12 protein-coding genes are annotated in these 18,036 nt (G+C 57.3%); 8 read left to right on the forward strand and 4 right to left on the reverse strand.

Translation table 11 applies throughout. The features are described 5' to 3' along the window. Positions 1-2 precede the first annotated feature (2 nt). The 4 genes from cdr to E3E27_RS05225 all read right to left on the reverse strand — a co-directional run bounded on the left by cdr (position 3) and on the right by E3E27_RS05225 (position 7,240). Positions 3-1,328, reverse strand: a complete 1,326-nt coding sequence (cdr, locus tag E3E27_RS05210; RefSeq protein WP_167773793.1) for a CoA-disulfide reductase — start codon at positions 1,326-1,328, stop codon at positions 3-5. 60 nt (positions 1,329-1,388) lie between these two features. Further along, positions 1,389-2,555, reverse strand: a complete 1,167-nt coding sequence (locus tag E3E27_RS05215; RefSeq protein WP_167773794.1) for a 60S ribosomal export protein NMD3 — start codon at positions 2,553-2,555, stop codon at positions 1,389-1,391. A gap of 45 nt (positions 2,556-2,600) precedes the next feature. After that, positions 2,601-2,900, reverse strand: coding sequence for a DUF424 domain-containing protein (locus E3E27_RS05220; RefSeq protein ID WP_014788349.1), 300 nt, complete (start codon positions 2,898-2,900; stop codon positions 2,601-2,603). Positions 2,901-2,971: 71 nt separating this feature from the next. Beyond that, a complete protein-coding gene (locus tag E3E27_RS05225) occupies positions 2,972-7,240 on the reverse strand; it encodes a S8 family serine peptidase (RefSeq protein WP_167773621.1) in 4,269 nt (1,422 codons plus the stop codon). Between the two features lie 282 nt (positions 7,241-7,522). Between E3E27_RS05225 and E3E27_RS05230 the strand changes: the two genes are divergently transcribed. The 8 genes from E3E27_RS05230 (at position 7,523) to upp (ending at position 17,881) form a co-directional block, all read left to right on the forward strand. Beyond that, entirely contained in the window at positions 7,523-8,185 is a 663-nt protein-coding gene (locus E3E27_RS05230; RefSeq protein WP_167773795.1) for a hypothetical protein, read from the forward strand. Next, positions 8,185-9,171: a hypothetical protein gene (locus tag E3E27_RS05235; protein WP_167773622.1), complete on the forward strand. Its 987-nt coding sequence runs from the start codon at positions 8,185-8,187 to the stop codon at positions 9,169-9,171. The genes E3E27_RS05230 and E3E27_RS05235 overlap by 1 nt, the downstream gene beginning before the upstream one ends. 13 nt (positions 9,172-9,184) lie before the next feature. Beyond that, a complete protein-coding gene (locus E3E27_RS05240) occupies positions 9,185-10,300 on the forward strand; it encodes a hypothetical protein (protein WP_167773623.1) in 1,116 nt (371 codons plus the stop codon). Beyond that, complete coding sequence (locus E3E27_RS05245; protein ID WP_167773624.1) at positions 10,282-11,685, forward strand: glycosyltransferase family 39 protein; 1,404 nt, start codon at positions 10,282-10,284, stop codon at positions 11,683-11,685. Before E3E27_RS05240 ends, E3E27_RS05245 begins: the two co-directional genes overlap by 19 nt. 133 nt (positions 11,686-11,818) lie before the next feature. Then, complete coding sequence (ppsA, locus tag E3E27_RS05250) at positions 11,819-14,173, forward strand: phosphoenolpyruvate synthase (RefSeq protein WP_167773625.1); 2,355 nt, start codon at positions 11,819-11,821, stop codon at positions 14,171-14,173. 106 nt (positions 14,174-14,279) lie between these two features. Continuing rightward, complete coding sequence (locus E3E27_RS05255) at positions 14,280-15,671, forward strand: MATE family efflux transporter (protein ID WP_167773626.1); 1,392 nt, start codon at positions 14,280-14,282, stop codon at positions 15,669-15,671. Positions 15,672-15,709: 38 nt separating this feature from the next. Continuing rightward, the gene (locus E3E27_RS05260) at positions 15,710-17,158 is read left to right on the forward strand and encodes an MATE family efflux transporter (protein WP_167773627.1); all 1,449 of its coding nucleotides are present in this window, start codon (positions 15,710-15,712) and stop codon (positions 17,156-17,158) included. Positions 17,159-17,212: 54 nt separating this feature from the next. Next, positions 17,213-17,881, forward strand: a complete 669-nt coding sequence (gene upp, locus E3E27_RS05265) for a uracil phosphoribosyltransferase (protein ID WP_167773628.1) — start codon at positions 17,213-17,215, stop codon at positions 17,879-17,881. Positions 17,882-18,036: the final 155 nt, after the last annotated feature.

An 18,036-nucleotide genomic window follows, 5' to 3' on the forward strand; every position in this document is an offset into this window, starting at 1 on the left:
GCTCAGAACTTGAGGACCCTGGCGAGGACTATGAGCGGGTCCCAGACGGGGGCAAAGGGCGGCGCGTAGGCGAGGTCGGTGAAAAAGGCGTCCCTCGTTGTGAAGCCTGCCGTCAGCATCGCCGCGGCGGTGTCTATCCTCGGCAGTATCTCCGCGCCGACCGCCTGGACGCCGAGGAGCTTATTGGTCTCGTTGTCCACCACGCCCTTCAGCCATATCGGCCTCGCCCCTGGGTAGTAGTGAGGCCTCGTGCCCGCTTTGATAAATGCGGTCCTGACGTCGTAGCCCTCCTTTATGGCCTCGGCCTCAGTAAGGCCGGTCTTGCCTATCTCCACATCGAAAAACTTGGTGATGCTGGTTCCCAGCACCCCGGGGAAGTGAACCTCCTTCCCGGCGATGTTGCTTCCAGCCACGTAGCCCATCTTGTTTCCTGCCGGAGCGAGGGGTATCCAGACGCGCCTCCCGGTCAGGAGGTGCCTGGTCTCGGCCACATCACCGGCCGCATAGACGTTCTCAACGCTGGTCTGCATCCTCTCGTTCGTCCATATCGCACCGGTCTCCCCGATCCTGACGCCAAGCTCCTTCGCCAGCTCGACGTTGGGCCTTATGCCCGTCGCTAGGACGACGAGGTCGGCTTTATACTCGCCCGCGTCGGTTACCACTTTCTCGACCCTCTCCTCGCCCTCGATGCGGAGGGTTATCTCCTGGGTGCGGAGGTTTACCCTCTTCCTCATCTCCTCCTCGAGGACGTCGGTGATTTCCTTGTCAAAGGCCTTTGCCATCACCCTCTCGTTCCTCTCTATGAGGGTGACGCGCTTTCCCCTCGCCGCGAAGGCCTCGGCCATCTCGACGCCTATGTAACCTCCACCGATTATGACCACGTCCTCGACGGGGTTCTTCTCTAGGTAGCTCGTTATTGCAACGGCGTCAGGGGGCAGGTCGGCCGTGAAAACACCCTCCAGCTCGGTTCCCGGGATCGCGGGAACTCTCGGAGAGGCACCGTTGGCGAAGACGAGGTAGTCCCACTCGTAGCTCGTCTCACCGTCCTCCTCGCGGACCCTCACCGTTCCTTGCTCGACCTCTATGACCTCGGCCCTCATGTGGAGGTCTATGCCGCGCTTCTTGATGAAGACCTCGGGCGGGTAGTGCATGAGCTTCTCCTTCGGCGAGACGCCCTCAACAACGTAAGGCACCCCGCACGGGGCGTGGCTGACCCACTCCGTTGCCTCGAAGACCTTGACGTCCCACTCGGGTTTGAGTCTCTTGACGCGTGAAGCGGCGCTCATTCCTGCGGCTCCGCCACCGATTATGACCACAGTCTTCTTCATGAGCATCACCAAGGAAGGTTCACAACCTTCGGTTAAAAAGGTTGGTGGGACAAAAACGGGTTACTCCTTCCTGTTAAGGAAGTACTTCCTGCCCCTAACCTCTACCATGCGATAGATCTCGCCTTCGCTGAGATCCATTGGGGGCCTTTCAAGTTCGTAGGTTTCGTAGGTCTCCATGTCCATGAGCTGGACCTCCCCCGGCATTATGCTGGTCACCATGGCCTCGCTCCTCTCGTGCTCAACGGTGTCTATACCCTCCCTCTTCACCGTCTTCCAGTCGCGGTGCTCACTCTCGTTGGTTAAAAGGTTCCTGAGGCTCACGCCTTTCCCATCAACCCTCTCCACCTCGTAGACGTTGCCGCGCTTGTCGGCCACGATGTCGCCCCGCTGGAACTTCGGAATCCTCACGCTCACGCTCGTGCGGTATACTTCCCTGCTCGTCTGCCTGTCCACCCCGACCAGCTCGTAGGCCTCGCTTATCGTCCCGCCGAAGCGCTCCCGTATCGCCTGGGCGAGCTTCCTGGCACTCGACGTCGAGCCCATGTAAAAGTCCAGACCCTCCTCCTTCTCTATCGTGTCCTGGATGAAGCCCATTCTGTCCCTGCGCATTATCTCGTCCACCTTCTCCTCGACGAGCCTTCCGATGGCCTTTCTCTCCTCCTCGCTCAAAGGCCTGCCCTCGGCGCGAACCTGGAGTATGGCCTCGAAGTAGCCGCCGAGAAACTTCTGGCAACGGGGGCAGACCGTTTGGCGAACGTAGACTGTGACTTTCTTGGCTTCATCGTGGAGCTCGCGCTGGAGCTCGTGGGTCTTGGCCTTGACGCGGACGTCATACGTTATTATCGCCGGAAAGTACTCGATATGCCAGTCGGTGGGTTCAAAGGAAACCACCGCTCTTCCAACTGGGAGATCCTCAACCTCCCCCAGCTCCTCCGGGGAAAGAACCTCGTACTCCCTGATCCCCTCGCCAAAGGAGTCCTCGATGGCCTCCAGGAGCGCGTTCTCGGCGACCTCGAATACAAGCTCTTCAAGCTCGTAGCTCATTGGATCCACCCAGAGGCCCCTCTTCCTGTAACTCCCGCAGTTCTGACAGAGTTCGGTGTTTACTTCATCTTCGATTAGAAGGACGGAATTCTCCTTCCGGTAGCATACCTGGCAGAGACCGTTTATGAGCGGACCGCCCTCGCTCTCGCTTATCCCGCAACGGTAACAGAATCTCTCGCTCATCTCCCTCACCGAAGGGGAGTAATGGGGGCGGTTTAAAAAGGTAGCTCACAGGAAGAGCCGGGCCATTTGGGCGTGGGGAACCCCTTCAATCCGGAGAACCCTGTTTTCATCAACGTACCCGAGCTCTATTGCCTTTGAGACGCATCTTTCCCCCGTCAGGTTCGCTATGGTCGCTTCCTCAAGGAGTGGCCCGAGGGAATCCTCGTCCACCAGTTCGCCCTTGTAGAACCGCTCCTTGACCTCGAGCTTCAGCTCACCCTCCCGGAACGTCTTTCCGAGCAGCTCCTCGTCGCAGGCAGCGAGAAGGACCTCCCCCTGAACCCTGTAGACCTTGACGTATATCATGGAACGACACCGAATGAAGAAACGCCTGACGGTTTAAAAGTGTTGGGAAAATCAAGAGAAAAGAAAGGAGGTCAGCCCTCGATCTCCTTGATGGCGCTCTCGAGTATGTTGTAGGCCTTGAGGATGTTCATGTAGGCCTTGCGTATGTGCGGAAGGGCCGCTATGGCGAGGTTGTCCCTGCCAGGCGTGAGGTACTTCTCGGCCTCCTCATAGTACTTGTCGGCGAGCTCCTTGTACATCAGGGCCTCTTGGAGGGTCTCGTTGTCCACGCCAAGCTCAACGGCCTTCTGGTAGAGCGGGTCGAACTTCTGGTCGTACCTCCAGTAGAGCATGAACCAGACGTAGTTCCAGGTGCTGACGATGAAGCGGGCAGTCCTGTACTCGATGGTGACGGTGACCGGCGAGGCGTACTTGACCTTGATGACAGCGTAGAGCGCGTTCTTGCCCTCGATGGTGTAGTAGTCAATGACGTGGTCGCCGGTTATCTTGATGTAGCTAGTATCGACAGGCATGGTGACGAAGATGTAGTCCTCGGCACCGCTCGGTCCGTTGGCGGTTATCGTGAGCGTGGTCTTGTCGGTGGTGACCTCGGTGACCTCACCGACTCCAACCGCCACGTACGGCTTAAGGGTGATCGGCGAGTACACTTCCGTCTCGACAGGCTCCCTAGCCCTGACGGTGACCTCTGTGCAGGCGTCCTGGTAGTACGGGCTGGTGGCCTTTATCTTGATAGTCTCAACGAGATGGAGCGGGACGTAGTCAACGACGACCTGTCCGTTGTCGGTGTGGTACTCCCTGCCGTTTACCATGACAGTAGCGGACTTGTTTATCGGCTCCATCGTGGCGAGGTCAAGGAGCTTGATGATGAGCTTTGATGGCTTTCCAAGGGTGGCCTCGGGATAGACCACTATCGACATCTCCGGCATTCCCACCTGGAATATCATCGGGGCGTAGGTCATGGCTTCTCCGGTGTTGTTGTTGATGAGGCTGAGAACGCCCAGGTAGGTTCCGTTGGACTCAAGCTCGACCCTGGCCTTCAGGTCGGCTGTGCCACCGTTCTGGAAGAGGAACGAGCCGGTCTGCATCTCCACGTTGCCGTTGTCACCGAGCATCTGGAAGTAGAATGTGTAGTGCACCGGGTTGTAGCCGGCGGTGTCCCAGCCATAGACCATGACGAGGTAGTAGCCGGACTTGGGCATGAACTGCTCGAATACCTCGTCACTGGTCGGGCCAACCTGCTGGTCGTACACGGTGTAGTTCTCGAAGTTGAGGAGGTCCTCGAGGGTCGGGAAGTAGAGCACGTACAGGTCGAGGTCAGCGGTGGGGTCTTCCGGCTGGGTGATTCCGAACCTGATGAAGTACGTGGTCGGGTCTGCGTAGAAGGCTCCAACAACGTCCCAATCGTCCTGGCTGACGTTTCTTGTCCAGGTGTACGCTGCATCAAGCCTTCCGACACCGTAGCCGACGGCAGTGGAGTTGAAGTCACCATAGTTGTTGGTCACGGTGGCCTTGACAGTGACGTTTGAGGGCTGGGCAACGTCCTTGAGTATGAGCTCCGGTTCTATGGAGACCGAGGCCAGGCTGACCTCAATCTCGTACTGGGAGGTGTCGTAACCGCTGAAGTACTTGGTGAATATGCTCGAGTAGGCCGTTATCTCCCAGGTTCCCTCGACCGGGTTGGGGATAACCCAGGTGTACTCGTAGACGTTTCCGCGCGGGTTGGCTCCGACGTAGTAGTAGTACGGAACGAAGGCGGCAACGACCTCACCGAGCGGCCTGGCGATGAGGAGGGTCGTCCTGCCCATTGGCGTGCCGTTCGCATCGGCCGGAACGCGGAGGGTAACGCGGAGCTCCTTGGTGCCACGCGGAACCTTGACAAAGTAGTGCTTGGCCTCACCGGGCTTCTCGGTGTCGGAGAGCTTGGCGTGGCTTTCACCGTTCGGGTTCACCGGAATGTCGACGGTGACAGCCACGTAACCGTCTATGTAGCTGGTGTCGGGATCGTCGATGTAGACGAGTCCAACGTAGGTTCCGCTCTTCTGGAGCTTGGAGTAGTCGATGTTGATGGAGAACTGCCCAATGAGATCGTTTATGTCATAAGCATCGGCTCCGTTAATGGTAACTTCGGTGGTGTTCGGGATTATCCAGTCCACGTTGGTGCTTATCCTGTAGGTCTTGTTCTGGAAGACGTACCAGAGTCCCCAGCCGGGCTCGTAAACCAGCGGGGAGAAGTATATCGGGACGCTTCCCGGGTACTCGTTCCTTATGTAGACCCCCCTGTAGAGGTACGGGAAGCCGAACACGTTCTGGAAGTAGCCGTTAAAGTCAACGTAAGCAGGGGATACCGGAATCGTCGGAACGCCTATCGGGTTCTTGAAGCCGGTGTAGGTGGTTCCAGCGAAGATGTAGGTGGTCGGCTCCTGGCTGAGCTTCTCAAGCTCCTCGATGGCCTTGTCCACCTGTATGAGACCAAATCCCTGGTCGATGAGGGTTCCGTTGACGGGCTTGGCGCTGAACTCGAGGGCGCGCTTTATCATTATGGGGTCATAGGTGAGGTTGTGCTGCTTGGCGTAGCTGATGAGGAGCGCCACCGCACCGCTGACGTGCGGGGTGGCCATCGAGGTACCGCTCCATATCCCATAGTACCTGTACGGGTTGCCGTAGAGGACGGTGTACCACATCGGGAGGCTGGAGAATATGTCGGTACCGGGAGCCATGACGTCGGGGTCGAGCATACCGTCGTCCCTCGGACCCCTGCTGGAGCTCATCGACGGGCCGGAGATGATGCCCATGTCAAAGCCGTACCAGAAGGACTCCCTCTCGTTGTCCACGTAGTTGCCGACGGTTATGGCGAGGTCGCTGTCACCCGGGGAGTGAACGGTGTTGGTGGTCGGACCCTCGTTCCCCGCGGCTATGGCAAATGTAACACCAAACCAGTCGGTGATCAGGTTGACGTAGAAGTTCTCCGGGCTCTCGATACCGTCGTTTATCTCACCTCCACCGCCGAGGGACATGCTTATGACGTCGGCACCGTTGAGGGTGGCGTATATCATACCGCTTATAATCCAGCTCGTCCTTCCGAAGCCCAGCTCTCCGGGCAGAACCTTGACTTCCATAAGCTGGGCGTTGGGGGCAACGCCGTAGACCCCTCCAAAGACCGGGTCGTCCGGAAGACCAACGCCGGCGACGGTACCGCTGACGTGGGTTCCGTGTCCGTGGGCGTCCCACATGAAGTACGCGAAGTCGCCATAGAAGCCCTGGAAGGCAATGTTCACCTTGGTGGAATTGACTGTGACGTAGTCGTGGGTGAGGTCAAAGACCCCAATCGGCTGGTCGTTGGTGAAGTTGTTGTCAAGGTTGAGGTCGATGTACGCAATGAAGTTTCCACTCTGGTTCACTATGAGGACTGGGTAAACGTCGCTGAGGTCACCGAAGAGCCCAAGGTTATACGGATCGTAAGGAGTCCCAGTGAAGTTGTTGAGATCGAAGTACCTCTCCGGAAGAAGGCCCAGGTAGTAGTCGTCACCGGTGATGTTTCCGACGTAATAGGTTCCCATTGTGTAATTAGTGTAGGTCTCGTGGCCGTAGTAAGGGGCGTAGGCTCCCCAGTAGAGGGTGACGTTCTGATCGACGGCTATGTAACCGCCAGAGGTGGTGTTGGTGGAGTAGTAGATCTCAACAAGTCCCTCGTCGCTTGCGTCGTATATGTCAATTATCTTCGGCCTTCCGTCAAGGGTGACCTGGAGGAACGGGTGGCCAACGTCAATTCCGGTGTCAAGAACGGCCACGGTGACGTTGTCTCCGAGGACGCCGTAGTTAATCCAGGTGTCGTAGGCGTGGATCGTGAAGACGCTCATGAACATATCGGGAAGATTGGGATCCTGAACTGCGGGCTTGACATCGTCCATTCCAGCCTCAGGGGCAGCGGGTTCCTGGAGCTTAACCATCTCGTCCTTCCAGACGTGGAGTATTCCAGGTATCTCGGCGAGCTTCTCAACGTTCGAAACCGGCATTTCAACAACTATGAATTGGAACTCGGGTTTGCTGATGGGATCGATCTTTCCGAGCCTTTTGAGAGCGTTGTAAACCTCTATTTTATGATCCTTATCCGGTGCCACTATGAGGCGCACCGTCTTCCCGCTGCTTTTCAGAACTTTCTGGATTTCCTTCTGGAGGACCTCTCCCGGTATGAAATTGCTGGACTTCTCTACCGCGACCTGCTGGGGACTCTCGACCTGCTGCACTGGAGTCGCCGTCACTGCCGGCACTGATACTGCCGCTGGGATCGCAGAGAGTAGCATTACTACCGCGATCAAAAGGCTCAAGGCCCTTTTATTCATCTTGACACCTCCTAATCGTAATGGTCATCTATACTGTAAATGCCGCATTAATATAAAGATTTCGTTCTTCAGAGTGACCTAGTGGCCCTAGTCACCTGTGTAACACCGCTGGTGGCTATTTTTGAACACCAACGACTGTCCCACACCTCCTGCAGTTCCAGTCGAGATAACACTATACCCCAGAATTTGAGAAATACCGCGCCCATTAGGGATATGAAATCTACCAAAACCTATAAAACGACCGTATCCTGAGGGACTTTAGAGGGTGCAGTGGTGAGAACCATGGACAGAAGAAAGGTTTTTGCCGTTATCGCACTCATGGCCATCTTTGGTCTAGCATTCAACTACTACACCCAGCACTATCAGGGCGGTGAGATATACGAGGCGGCCAATCACGCGTTCGGACTCTTAACCAGAGGATTCAACGTCACGATAACCGTGGAAACCGTCGATGGGGAAACCGTCAGGGGCACTCTGCTGAGCGTTCAGGGATCGAGCATAAAGATAGTTTCGAATGGAAAGGTCCTAAGCATAGGTGGCCCAAGCGCTACCAAGGAGGATCTTAGGGCCAAGCTCATTAAGATAGACTACCACGGAAAGGTTTACGTATATGAACTTCCCCCCCACCTCGGCACGATGGGGGAGATAATCGACAACATCACCGTTGATGCATATTCGGAACGGTTCAGCGGTATAATCTACATAGAAGGGGATATAAGCCCCATAAAGCTGGGAATGCTGAAGTACCGGGCTGACTACCTCTCCTATGGCTCCGTCACGATAAACCAAGTGAGCAGCAACGGAGCCGTGATAAGCACGAACATGGTGCCGGTAGAGTTCCTTAAGGAGTACCTCGGAGATTACCGGGTCTACATGTACGGCATACTCTACGTGAACTCCGAGGAGCGGAACCTTCCGTTGAAGCTCGTTGAGGTGAGGGCTTGATGAGGGAACTGCCCCTTCTCATTCCCATACTTTTCATGGCGTTCATATCCCTGGGCCTGGCCGAGCCCAAGACCATCGCGATGGGAACTGCCTTCGCCGTGTCAATGGTCCTCGGCGTATACCACGGCTCCCGGATAGAATGGGAAGACCGGGGGCTTGGCATCGATGAGAAGTACATAACCTGGGCCTTCTGGGTTGCAGTTGGAATAATAATCCTCCAGATGCTTATCCTCCGGGACGTTCCCCTCATACACCCGGCCATCAGGACGAGCCTCAACCCCAGGCTCACGGCCCTTACCTACTTCCTAGGCGTGCCCTCGAGCGTCTACCTGTTCCTTCGGGGTAAGAGATACGCCCTGATTTACCCCTTCACCGTTGCCCTCTACGCTTACAGAACCCCTGTGCTCGTTGGCCTCATTGCCCTGGGCGCCGCCTATTACGAAGGAATGAGGCGTGAAGGAAGGCTCAAGCTCTGGCATCTCGGTGCGGCCATTGGAGTAATTATCGTCCTCGGGCTTGGAATGACCCTCCTCCGTGGTGAGGCCATCGAAAGCCTGTGGACGAGGGTCCAGAGCTCCACGTCCGTCCTGGATATCATAGTCTGGCGCGCCGGCTGGAACGGCCTCTACCACGGCTACCTCCAGTGGGCGGGGATAAAGTCGTACCTCCTAGGCGGTTATTCCCCTAGGGGACTGGTCGCAAAGTTCCTCTACGTCAGAACGGGGGTCACGATAACCCCCACCCTCCTCGGGGGAATGTACCTCGACTTCGGGGTCTTCGCTGTTATAGAGGGTTTCCTCCTCGGCCTGTACTACGGCATGATAGAAGGCGCCGAGAACCCGATAACGAGGGCGCTCTACTACTCCACCCTCGCCTATGGAATTGTGGGAGTCGAAACGGGAATACTCGACCTCCCGGTTTACCTGCTCTTTGCCCTCGGAGCTTACATAGTTATACGAGGGTGGAAGCTGAGGAGGCAGAGCTGAGTGGGGTTGGGATATGAGGCCGAGCGTTCTTTTCTGGGCGGCGGCGGTGCTCTACATCATTACCGCCGTTATTTCAAAGGTCGTCTACCCAGACCTGCTCCCCCCGCCAGAGGCTGCTCCACTGGTCTACGCACTGGCGTTTCTTTGGATTATGGCAGTATTCTACCTTCGAGACTGGAAGATAAACTGCCTTCACAAGAGTTACCTTTACTTAGCGGTTATGATCCTTGTACTCTCCCCGCTCGGCTGGTGGGGATTCGCTACTGCAGTGGCAACGATAGTGACGACCCGGCTTATAGTGCACTACGAGGCTAGAAACATCGAGAGGAACCCCGATAACGCCCGCAAGGAGCTCCGCCTTATTCTCACCACCGTCGTTCTCGTCCTGTTCCTGGTTCCCATCTTCCGCGGTGCCGTACCCATACTAAGGCCCGAGACGAGATACTCCGCGTTCAGGTTTTTCTACCTGGCAGCCGGCTATTTCACGGTGGTCATTCTTTCCCTGAAGCCGGACTTCAGGATTTTCCTCCTGGGAGAAGCAATAGCCCTGGTTTCCACGTTCCGGACTATTGGACTGGCCGTTGCCCTGGCCTACTTCCTCCGGCTTGTTCAGCTTAGAGGCCTTGGATACAACATTAAAGGAAGGAAATACATGCTCCCCGCGGCGGCGATGGTTCTGATCGGGGTGTTCCTGGCGAGGTACTACGTCACGACGGCAACGTATCCCGAATGGCAGCTGGGCTTCCTCGAAACCCTGCTCTACAGGCCAGGGGTCACGTACACTGTCTATGAAAAGCTTTTCCACCTTGGAATGCCCTGGGGAGAGAGGGGGATACTCTTTTCGACCGACCCAAAGGGATACGTGGGTTCGCTGTTCGGGCGGAACGTGGGGTACACGTACACGATATTCGGTCAGCCGGCCTACGACTTTGGACTCTTTGGACTTATTGAGGCCGCGTTCCTGGGAATGGCTCTTCAAGATGCAGAGAGAAGAAGACCCACCGCAGTTTTGGCCGTCACGCTGATGACGCTTATGATCCCCATAGGCATAGACGCCTTCTTCTTATCTGCGATGGCTTTCCTCGCGTACCTGTCGGTGGAGGTGGACGTATGGAAAAAGGACCGCTGATTCCAGCTGCATTATTCCTGCTCGCCCTGGGGACTGGCATTCTCACAATGCCCTCCCACGACACACTAACTTACGATGGGGCCCTCTACATAGACATCGCCAGAAACCTCGCTCAAGATCCGACAAGCTTCACGTACCAAGGGATTTACATGATGTACCGCCCGCCCCTGTACCCTTACACGCTTTCAATAGCCTACCACTTTGTTCAAGACCCGCTGGGTCAGCTGACCGTGGCGAGACTCATCTCCGTGATCTTCTTCGCCCTTACGGCGGTTCTAACCTACCTGCTGGTCGTCGAGATGTGCGGGGAGGGGATCAAAGGTGTCCTCGCCAGCCTGTTCTACACCTTCAACCCCCTCGCCTTCACCATGGGGACAAGGGAGCTGGTTCACAGCGAGTTTACCTTCTTCTACACCCTGGCCGTTTACCTACTATACACCGGAAGGAAGAAGGGAGATCCCCTCAGGATATACCTGGCGTTCATCTCCGCCGGGGCAGCGATCCTGACCCGCTACACAGGCCTCTCGATACTCGCGGTTTTCCTCGCATATCTCTGGCTAAGTGACCACTGGGAATGGGTAAGAAAAAGGGAGTACTGGATCGGAGCACTGCTCCTGCTCCTCGTTCTCGCGCCCTGGCTGTACTTGGGCGAACTCCACTACGGCGGCGCATTGAAGCCCTTCAGCGTTGCCTCCAAGGTGGTCACGCTGGACAAGCCTGTCTCCCTATCCGACTATCTCAGACTGCTGCTTGAGGATCTGGGCGTCCTCCTCCCCCTCCTCGCCGTTCTGGGATTCCTTCGGATACAGAAAAACGAAGAAGGTTGGCTGCTAATCAGCTGGCTCTTCATGGGGCTGATGGGGATCCTCACGGTGGTCCACAAGGAGACCCGGTTCGTGACGTTCCTCTCACCGGTGGTCGCGATTCTTGCAGCGGAGGGGGTGCTCCTAATCAGGGACGGTATCGCCTCCGTCCTGGGGAAGAGGACAACTGGAGCAACAGCTTACAAGGTTCTCGCGGTTGTTCTGGCAATCCTTTTCCTCGCCCCGACGGCGGAAAAAGCCCTCGCTCTAAAGGAAACATGGGACAAGTTCGGAAACTATGAGTCCCGGGTTCTGAGCTATGCATCAGAGGAATATCCAAGGGAAAAGCTCCTGGTCTCCCCCAGGCTATACACCATGGCGGGCTTCTACTATCCTGGGGCAGAGGTGGACATGGCGCTAGACAGGCAGGACGTGAGGGGGAGGATAGCGTCGGGATACTACGACCTCATAATCCTCCAGGAGCCAGCTAATCATCTGAACATCGAGGAGAGCGGGAACTACGTCCTTGTCAGGGAGTTCTACGGCGGAAAGTTCAAGATATACCTCAGAAAGGAGAATTAGGGCGCCTTAATCGCCCGATGGACACATTTTCCCCTCCTTTCATTTCTGTACGCTGAAGAACACCTCTGGATAGTTAATTTTAAATACGAACCCTCGATATATCACCCGCAGTAAAAGTTGCGGAGGGATTCGCATGAGCGAATACAGGTTTATAAAGTGGTTTGAGGAACTCGGAAAGGGCGACGTCGCTCTTGTCGGCGGAAAGGGTGCCAACCTTGGAGAAATGACCAACGCCGGAATTCCGGTCCCGCCCGGATTCTGTGTCACGGCTGAGGCCTACAAGTACTTCGTCGAGAACGTCAAGCTCGAGGACGGTAAGACCCTCCAGGAGTGGATCATGGACGTCATCGCCCAGACCAACGTTGATGACTCCAAGCAGCTCCAGGAGAACACCGCCAAGATCAGGCAGAAGATAATCGAGCTCCCGATGCTCCCCGAGATAGCCGAGGAGATAGAGAGGGCCTACAAGGAGCTCTCCCAGAGGTTCAACAAGGAAGCGGTTTACGTCGCCGTCCGCTCCTCTGCCACCGCCGAGGACCTCCCCGAGGCCAGCTTCGCCGGCCAGCAGGAGACCTACCTCGACGTCTACGGCGTTGACGACGTCATAGACAAGGTCAAGAAGTGCTGGGCCTCACTCTGGACCGCCAGGGCTACCTTCTACAGGGCCAAGCAGGGCTTCGACCACAGCAAGGTCTACCTCTCAGCCGTCGTCCAGAAGATGGTCAACAGCGAGAAGAGCGGCGTCATGTTCACCGCCAACCCGGTCACCAACGACAGGAACGAGATCATGATAAACGCCAGCTGGGGCCTCGGTGAGGCCGTCGTCAGCGGAAGCGTCACCCCCGACGAGTACATCGTCGAGAAGGGCACCTGGAAGATAAAGGAGAAGTTCATCGCCAAGAAGGAGGTCATGGTCGTCAGGAACCCAGAGACCAACAAGGGCACCGTCTACGTCAAGGTCGCCGACTACCTCGGGCCGGAGTGGGTCGAGAAGCAGGTCCTCACCGACGAGCAGATCGTTGAGGTCGCCAAGATCGGCGCCAAGATCGAGGAGCACTACGGCTGGCCGCAGGACATCGAGTGGGCCTACGACAAGGACGACGGCAAGCTCTACATCGTCCAGAGCAGGCCGATCACCACCCTCAAGGAGGCTCCCGCCGAGAGCGAAGCGGTCGAGGGAACCGAGGAGATGGAGGTCATCCTCAAGGGTCTCGGTGCCTCCCCAGGAATAGGTGCCGGCAGGGTCGTCGTTATCTTCGACGCCAGCGAGATCGACAAGGTCAAGGAGGGCGACGTTCTCGTCACCACCATGACCAACCCGGACATGGTCCCGGCCATGAAGAGGGCCTCAGCTATAGTCACCGACGAGGGTGGAAGGACCAGCCACGCCGCTATCGTTAGCAGGGAGCTTGGCATCCCGGCCGTTGTCGGAACCAAGGAGGCCACCAAGAAGCTCAAGACCGGCGACTACGTCACCGTTGACGGAACCAGGGGCGTCGTCTACAAGGGCATAGTCAAGAGCCTCGTCGAGAAGAAGGAGGAGAAGGCCGAGGGCGGACAGGTCGTCGTTGCCGGCGCTCCGCTCGTCACCGCCACCAAGGTCAAGGTCAACGTCTCGATGCCCGAGGTCGCCGAGAGGGCCGCAGCCACCGGTGCCGACGGTGTCGGTCTCCTCAGGGCCGAGCACATGATACTCAGCATCGGCCAGCACCCGGTCAAGTTCATCAAGGAGGGCAAGGAGGAGGAGCTCGTCGAGAAGCTCGCCGAGGGCATCAGGACAGTTGCGGCAGCCTTCTACCCGAGGCCGGTCTGGTACAGGACCCTCGACGCTCCGACCAACGAGTTCAAGGAGATGCCGGGTGGAGAGGACGAGCCGGACGAGAGGAACCCGATGCTCGGCTGGCGCGGTATCAGGAGGAGCCTCGACCAGACCGAGCTCCTCAAGGCCGAGTTCAAGGCCATCAAGAAGGTCGTCGAGGAGGGCTACGACAACATCGGCGTCATGCTCCCGCTCGTGGCCAACCCTGACCAGATAAGGAAGGCCAAGGAGATAGCCCGCTCAGTTGGCCTTGAGCCGCACAAGGACGTCGAGTGGGGAATCATGATCGAGGTTCCGGCTGCTGCCCTCATCATCGAGGACCTCATCAAGGAGGGCCTTGACTTCGTCAGCTTCGGAACCAACGACCTCACCCAGTACACCCTCGCCATCGACAGGGACAACGACAGGATAGCCTACCTCTACGACGAGAAGCACCCGGCGGTGCTCAAGCTCATCGAGAACGTCATCAAGGTCGCCAAGAAGTACGGCGTCGAGACCAGCATCTGCGGACAGGCCGGCAGCGACCCGAAGATGGCCAAGATACTCGTCAGGCTCGGCATCGACAGCATCTCGGCCAACCCCGATGCCGTCGAGCTCATCAGGAAGACCGTCGCCCAGGAGGAGCAGAAGATCCTCCTCGAGGCCGCCAGGAAGAGGCTTCTTGAGTGAAGCCTCCCCGCTTCCCTTTTCTATTCGTTTCTACCCGTTTGCAGCCAGGCAGTGGATTCTTTATCCACGATAAGGCTTTTATACCAACGTTTCGATAGCTATCTCAATGAAGCGCGAAGTAGAGGCTATGAGAGACCAGATTGTCAATGGGCCGATAGTGAAGACCCTCCTCGTGCTAGCCTATCCCCTAATCATAAACCAGCTCGTTCAGGTTCTCTACAACCTCACCGACACCTACTGGCTCGGAAAGCTTGGGAGGGAAGAACTGGCCGCTCCAGGAACGGCATGGCCCCTCGTCTGGTTCTTCATGGCCATCGGCATGGGGTTCGCCACTGCCGGCTTCGCCTTCGTCAGCCAGTACGTCGGGGCGAAGGAGTACGACAAGGCCAACCGTGCCGCCGGAGCCCTCTACTCCCTCATGATGCTCTTTGCCGTCGTAGTCGGGATATTCGGCGTGATCTCCGCCCCATATCTCCTCAAGTTCATGAACGTGAGCGAGACGGTTTATCCCTACGCCTTGGCCTATACGAGGGTTATCTTCGCCGGGATTCCCTTCGCCTTCACACTCTTCGCATTCAACTTCCTCCTGAGGGCTATAGGCGACACCAAAACGCCCGTCAAGATAAACGTCTCGACCGTGCTCCTCAACCTCGTCTTAGACCCCTTCTTCATCTTCGGCTGGGGGCCGTTTCCAGAGCTTGGGGTCGTTGGAGCGGCCGTTGCCACGATGCTCTCCAACAGCCTCGGCTCGGTCGTTGGAGGTTACCTGCTCTTCAAGGGCAGGGTGGGGGTACACCTGACCATCGAAAGCCTCAAGCCGGACTGGGAGTTCTACAAGCGCATCTTTCGCGTGGGAATCCCATCGAGCGTTGGCTCATCAACTACCGCCCTTGGCTTCGTCATACTCACGAGGATAATCTTCACCCTCGGCGGTCAGTTCGGCGAGGCCGACGTTGCCTTCGCGACCTACAGCATAACCAACAGGCTTACCAACTTCATGTTCGCCTTCTCCGACGGAATAAGCATGGCCATGGGAACGATGGTAGGTCAGACCGTTGGGGCGAAGCTCTACGACAGGGCAAAGGCCATAGCTGAGAAGACAATGGCGATAAACTTTGCCATTCTTGGCATAGGAACGCTCCTGTTCGTCCTCTTCAGGGTCCAGATATTCAGCTTCTTCATCAATGATCCGGCGATAATAGCGGAGAGCGCGAAGGTCGTCAAGTACTTCTCCGCCTCGTTGCCCTTCTTCGGCATATTCTCGGCGGTGAACAACGTCTTCCAGAGCTCGGGGCATACAAAGAAAAGCATGCTCCTCAGCATGCTCCGCCTCTGGGGGTTAAGGCTGCCCCTCAGCTACGGCCTCGGGCTTCTGGTTAAGGACACCGCCGGAATGTGGCTTGGAATGGGCCTGAGCAACGTTCTCGGCGCTATAGTGGCCCTCGCCTGGTTCCTGACCGGGAGCTGGATGAGCCGCATCATAGATGAGAAGGGGTAGCTTTATATATCACCGTTTCGATTGCGGTCTGATCGCAGATGAGGGACGGAAGGATCAGGGAGATGCGCGAGCAGATACTGAGCGGGCCGATAGAGAAGACCCTTCTCCTACTGGCAGGCCCGTTAATAGTGAACAACCTAGTCCAGGTTGTCTACAACATAACCGACACCTTCTGGCTGGGAAAACTCGGAAGGGAGGCCCTCTCCGCCCCCGGGACCGTGTGGCCGATAATAGGGACGCTGATGGCGCTCGGCATGGGATTCACGACGGCCGGTTTCGCCTTCGTCGGGCAGTACATCGGTGCGGAGGAGTACGAGAAAGCGAACCGTTCCGCCGGGGCACTCTACTCACTCATGACGTTCTTCTCCGTGGTGACGGCGGTGGTGGCCCTCCTGGTCCTCCCCTACGCGCTCCGCTTCATGCGCGTCAGCGAAAACGTCTATCCCTATTCGCTAACCTACGCCACCGTCGTCTTCCTCGGCCTTCCCTTCTCCTTCGCCTTCATGGCCTTCGGAGCCCTCGTGAGGGCGACGGGAGACACGAAGACGCCGGTAAAAATAACCCTCCTCACGGTTGCGATAAACGTTATCCTTGACCCGCTCCTCATCTTTGGCTGGCTGGGCTTTCCGGAGCTTGGAGTGGCCGGGGCGGCGCTGGCCACGGTCGTGGCGAACTCCGTCGGAGCCTTCATCGGTCTCTACCTGCTCTTCAAAGGGAAGGTCGGCATAAGCCTGAGCCTCGAGAGCCTCAGGCCGGACCTCGGATTCTACGGAAAGCTCTTCCGCGTCGGCCTGCCCTCGAGCATCGGCCAATCAGCCAACAGCTTCGGCTTTATCGTCCTCACAAGGATAATCTTCGGCTTCGGCGACGTCACCTACGCGGCCTACACCATAACCACCCGCCTGGTGAACTTCCTAACGAGCATCTCGCGCGGCATAAGCATGGCGATGGGGACGATGATAGCCCAGAACGTCGGGGCGGAGAACTACGGGAGGGCGAGGAGAATAGCCGAAAGGACGATGGTCATCAACTTCGCCATAGCGACCCTCGCGGTGGCCATAATAGGCGCCTTTCGCGTCGAGATATTCCGCTTCTTCCTGAACGACCCAGCGGTCATAAAGGAGAGCGAGGTTGTGCTGAAGTACTTCCTCACCTCGGTGCCCTTCTTCAACGGCATCTTCATCGTGGTGAACAGAACCTTCAGCTCGGCAGGCCACACGAGGAAGAGCATGACCCTTGGCATCTTCCGCCTCTGGGGCCTGAGGATTCCGCTGAGCTACGCCTTTGGCTACGTGGGGTCGATCACCCTTCTCGGCCTCACAATACCGCTCGCGGAGCTCTTCGACTTCACGAGCAAGGGCGTCTTCTTCGGTATGGGCCTCAGCAACGTCATAGCGGCCCTGGTCGCTCTCGCCTGGTTCCTCACGGGCAGCTGGATGAGGAGGATAATCGGGGAGGAGTCAAAAAAGGATACATCAATGGATTGAATTGTCATGCGGAAAGCTAATAAACCCGGCGCCGAAGGGATTCCCGGTGGGAACATGAGGCGGGACGAACGCTGGGAAGGTGTTTACTCCTTTGAGGACAGCCCATTCATCATGGAGATCCTGACGGAGCTTCGCGACGAGAGAACGGGGCCGATACCGTTCAGGAAGGGACTCGTCAAGCTGGGCCGCTACATGGCCTACGAACTGACCAAGACGATGGAAACCGAAAAGGTTCCGGTCAGGACGCCCCTCGAGGAGACGGAGGGGGTGCTAATAAAGGACCGGCGGAACGTTGTGATAATAACCGTCCTCCGCGCGGCGATACCGCTCATGGAGGGCCTCATCAAGGTTCTCGATCACGCGAGGGTGGGTATCGTCTCTGCATCTCGCGGAAAGGCGCCGAAGTTCGAGATAGAGATGAAGTACGTCAAGGTGCCGCAGGTAAAGCCGGAGGACACGGTCATCATAGCAGACCCGATGATAGCGACCGGCTCGACGCTCATCAGGGTTCTCGACGAGGTCAAGAAGTACGGGAAGGCCAAGCGCTACGTCATAGTTGGAGTTCTCGCTGCACCTGAAGGGATAAGCCGGATAAAGGAAGCCCACCCGGACGTTGAGATGTTCGTTGCAGCGATAGACAGGGAGCTCAACGAGAAGGGTTACATTTTGCCCGGCCTCGGCGATGCGGGCGACAGGGCCTTTGGGGCGCCGATCAGGGTCTGACCCAATTTTTACCCCTACCAGGTGCCACCGGAGCGAACAAATAAATTTATAAACTTCGAACCTGGTTATTCCCTTGACCCGCAGTGCGCGGGGGTTGCCGAGCCTGGTCAAAGGCGGTGGACTCAAGATAGTCGCTTTTCGCCGAATGAAGGCCT

It is taken from the genome of Thermococcus sp. MV11, from assembly GCF_012027285.1.
In the GTDB taxonomy this organism is placed as follows: domain Archaea; phylum Methanobacteriota_B; class Thermococci; order Thermococcales; family Thermococcaceae; genus Thermococcus; species Thermococcus cleftensis.

Coding starts and splice junctions, on each gene's coding strand:
- cdr (WP_167773793.1), bottom strand. CDS start 1,328: ATGAAGAAGACTGTGGTCATAATCGGTGGCGGAGCCGCAGGAATGAGC.
- E3E27_RS05220 (WP_014788349.1), bottom strand. CDS start 2,900: ATGATATACGTCAAGGTCTACAGGGTTCAGGGGGAGGTCCTTCTCGCT.
- E3E27_RS05255 (WP_167773626.1), top strand. CDS start 14,280: ATGAAGCGCGAAGTAGAGGCTATGAGAGACCAGATTGTCAATGGGCCG.
- ppsA (WP_167773625.1), top strand. CDS start 11,819: ATGAGCGAATACAGGTTTATAAAGTGGTTTGAGGAACTCGGAAAGGGC.
- E3E27_RS05225 (WP_167773621.1), bottom strand. CDS start 7,240: ATGAATAAAAGGGCCTTGAGCCTTTTGATCGCGGTAGTAATGCTACTC.
- E3E27_RS05230 (WP_167773795.1), top strand. CDS start 7,523: ATGGACAGAAGAAAGGTTTTTGCCGTTATCGCACTCATGGCCATCTTT.
- E3E27_RS05235 (WP_167773622.1), top strand. CDS start 8,185: ATGAGGGAACTGCCCCTTCTCATTCCCATACTTTTCATGGCGTTCATA.
- E3E27_RS05215 (WP_167773794.1), bottom strand. CDS start 2,555: ATGAGCGAGAGATTCTGTTACCGTTGCGGGATAAGCGAGAGCGAGGGC.
- E3E27_RS05260 (WP_167773627.1), top strand. CDS start 15,710: ATGAGGGACGGAAGGATCAGGGAGATGCGCGAGCAGATACTGAGCGGG.
- upp (WP_167773628.1), top strand. CDS start 17,213: ATGAGGCGGGACGAACGCTGGGAAGGTGTTTACTCCTTTGAGGACAGC.
- E3E27_RS05245 (WP_167773624.1), top strand. CDS start 10,282: ATGGAAAAAGGACCGCTGATTCCAGCTGCATTATTCCTGCTCGCCCTG.
- E3E27_RS05240 (WP_167773623.1), top strand. CDS start 9,185: ATGAGGCCGAGCGTTCTTTTCTGGGCGGCGGCGGTGCTCTACATCATT.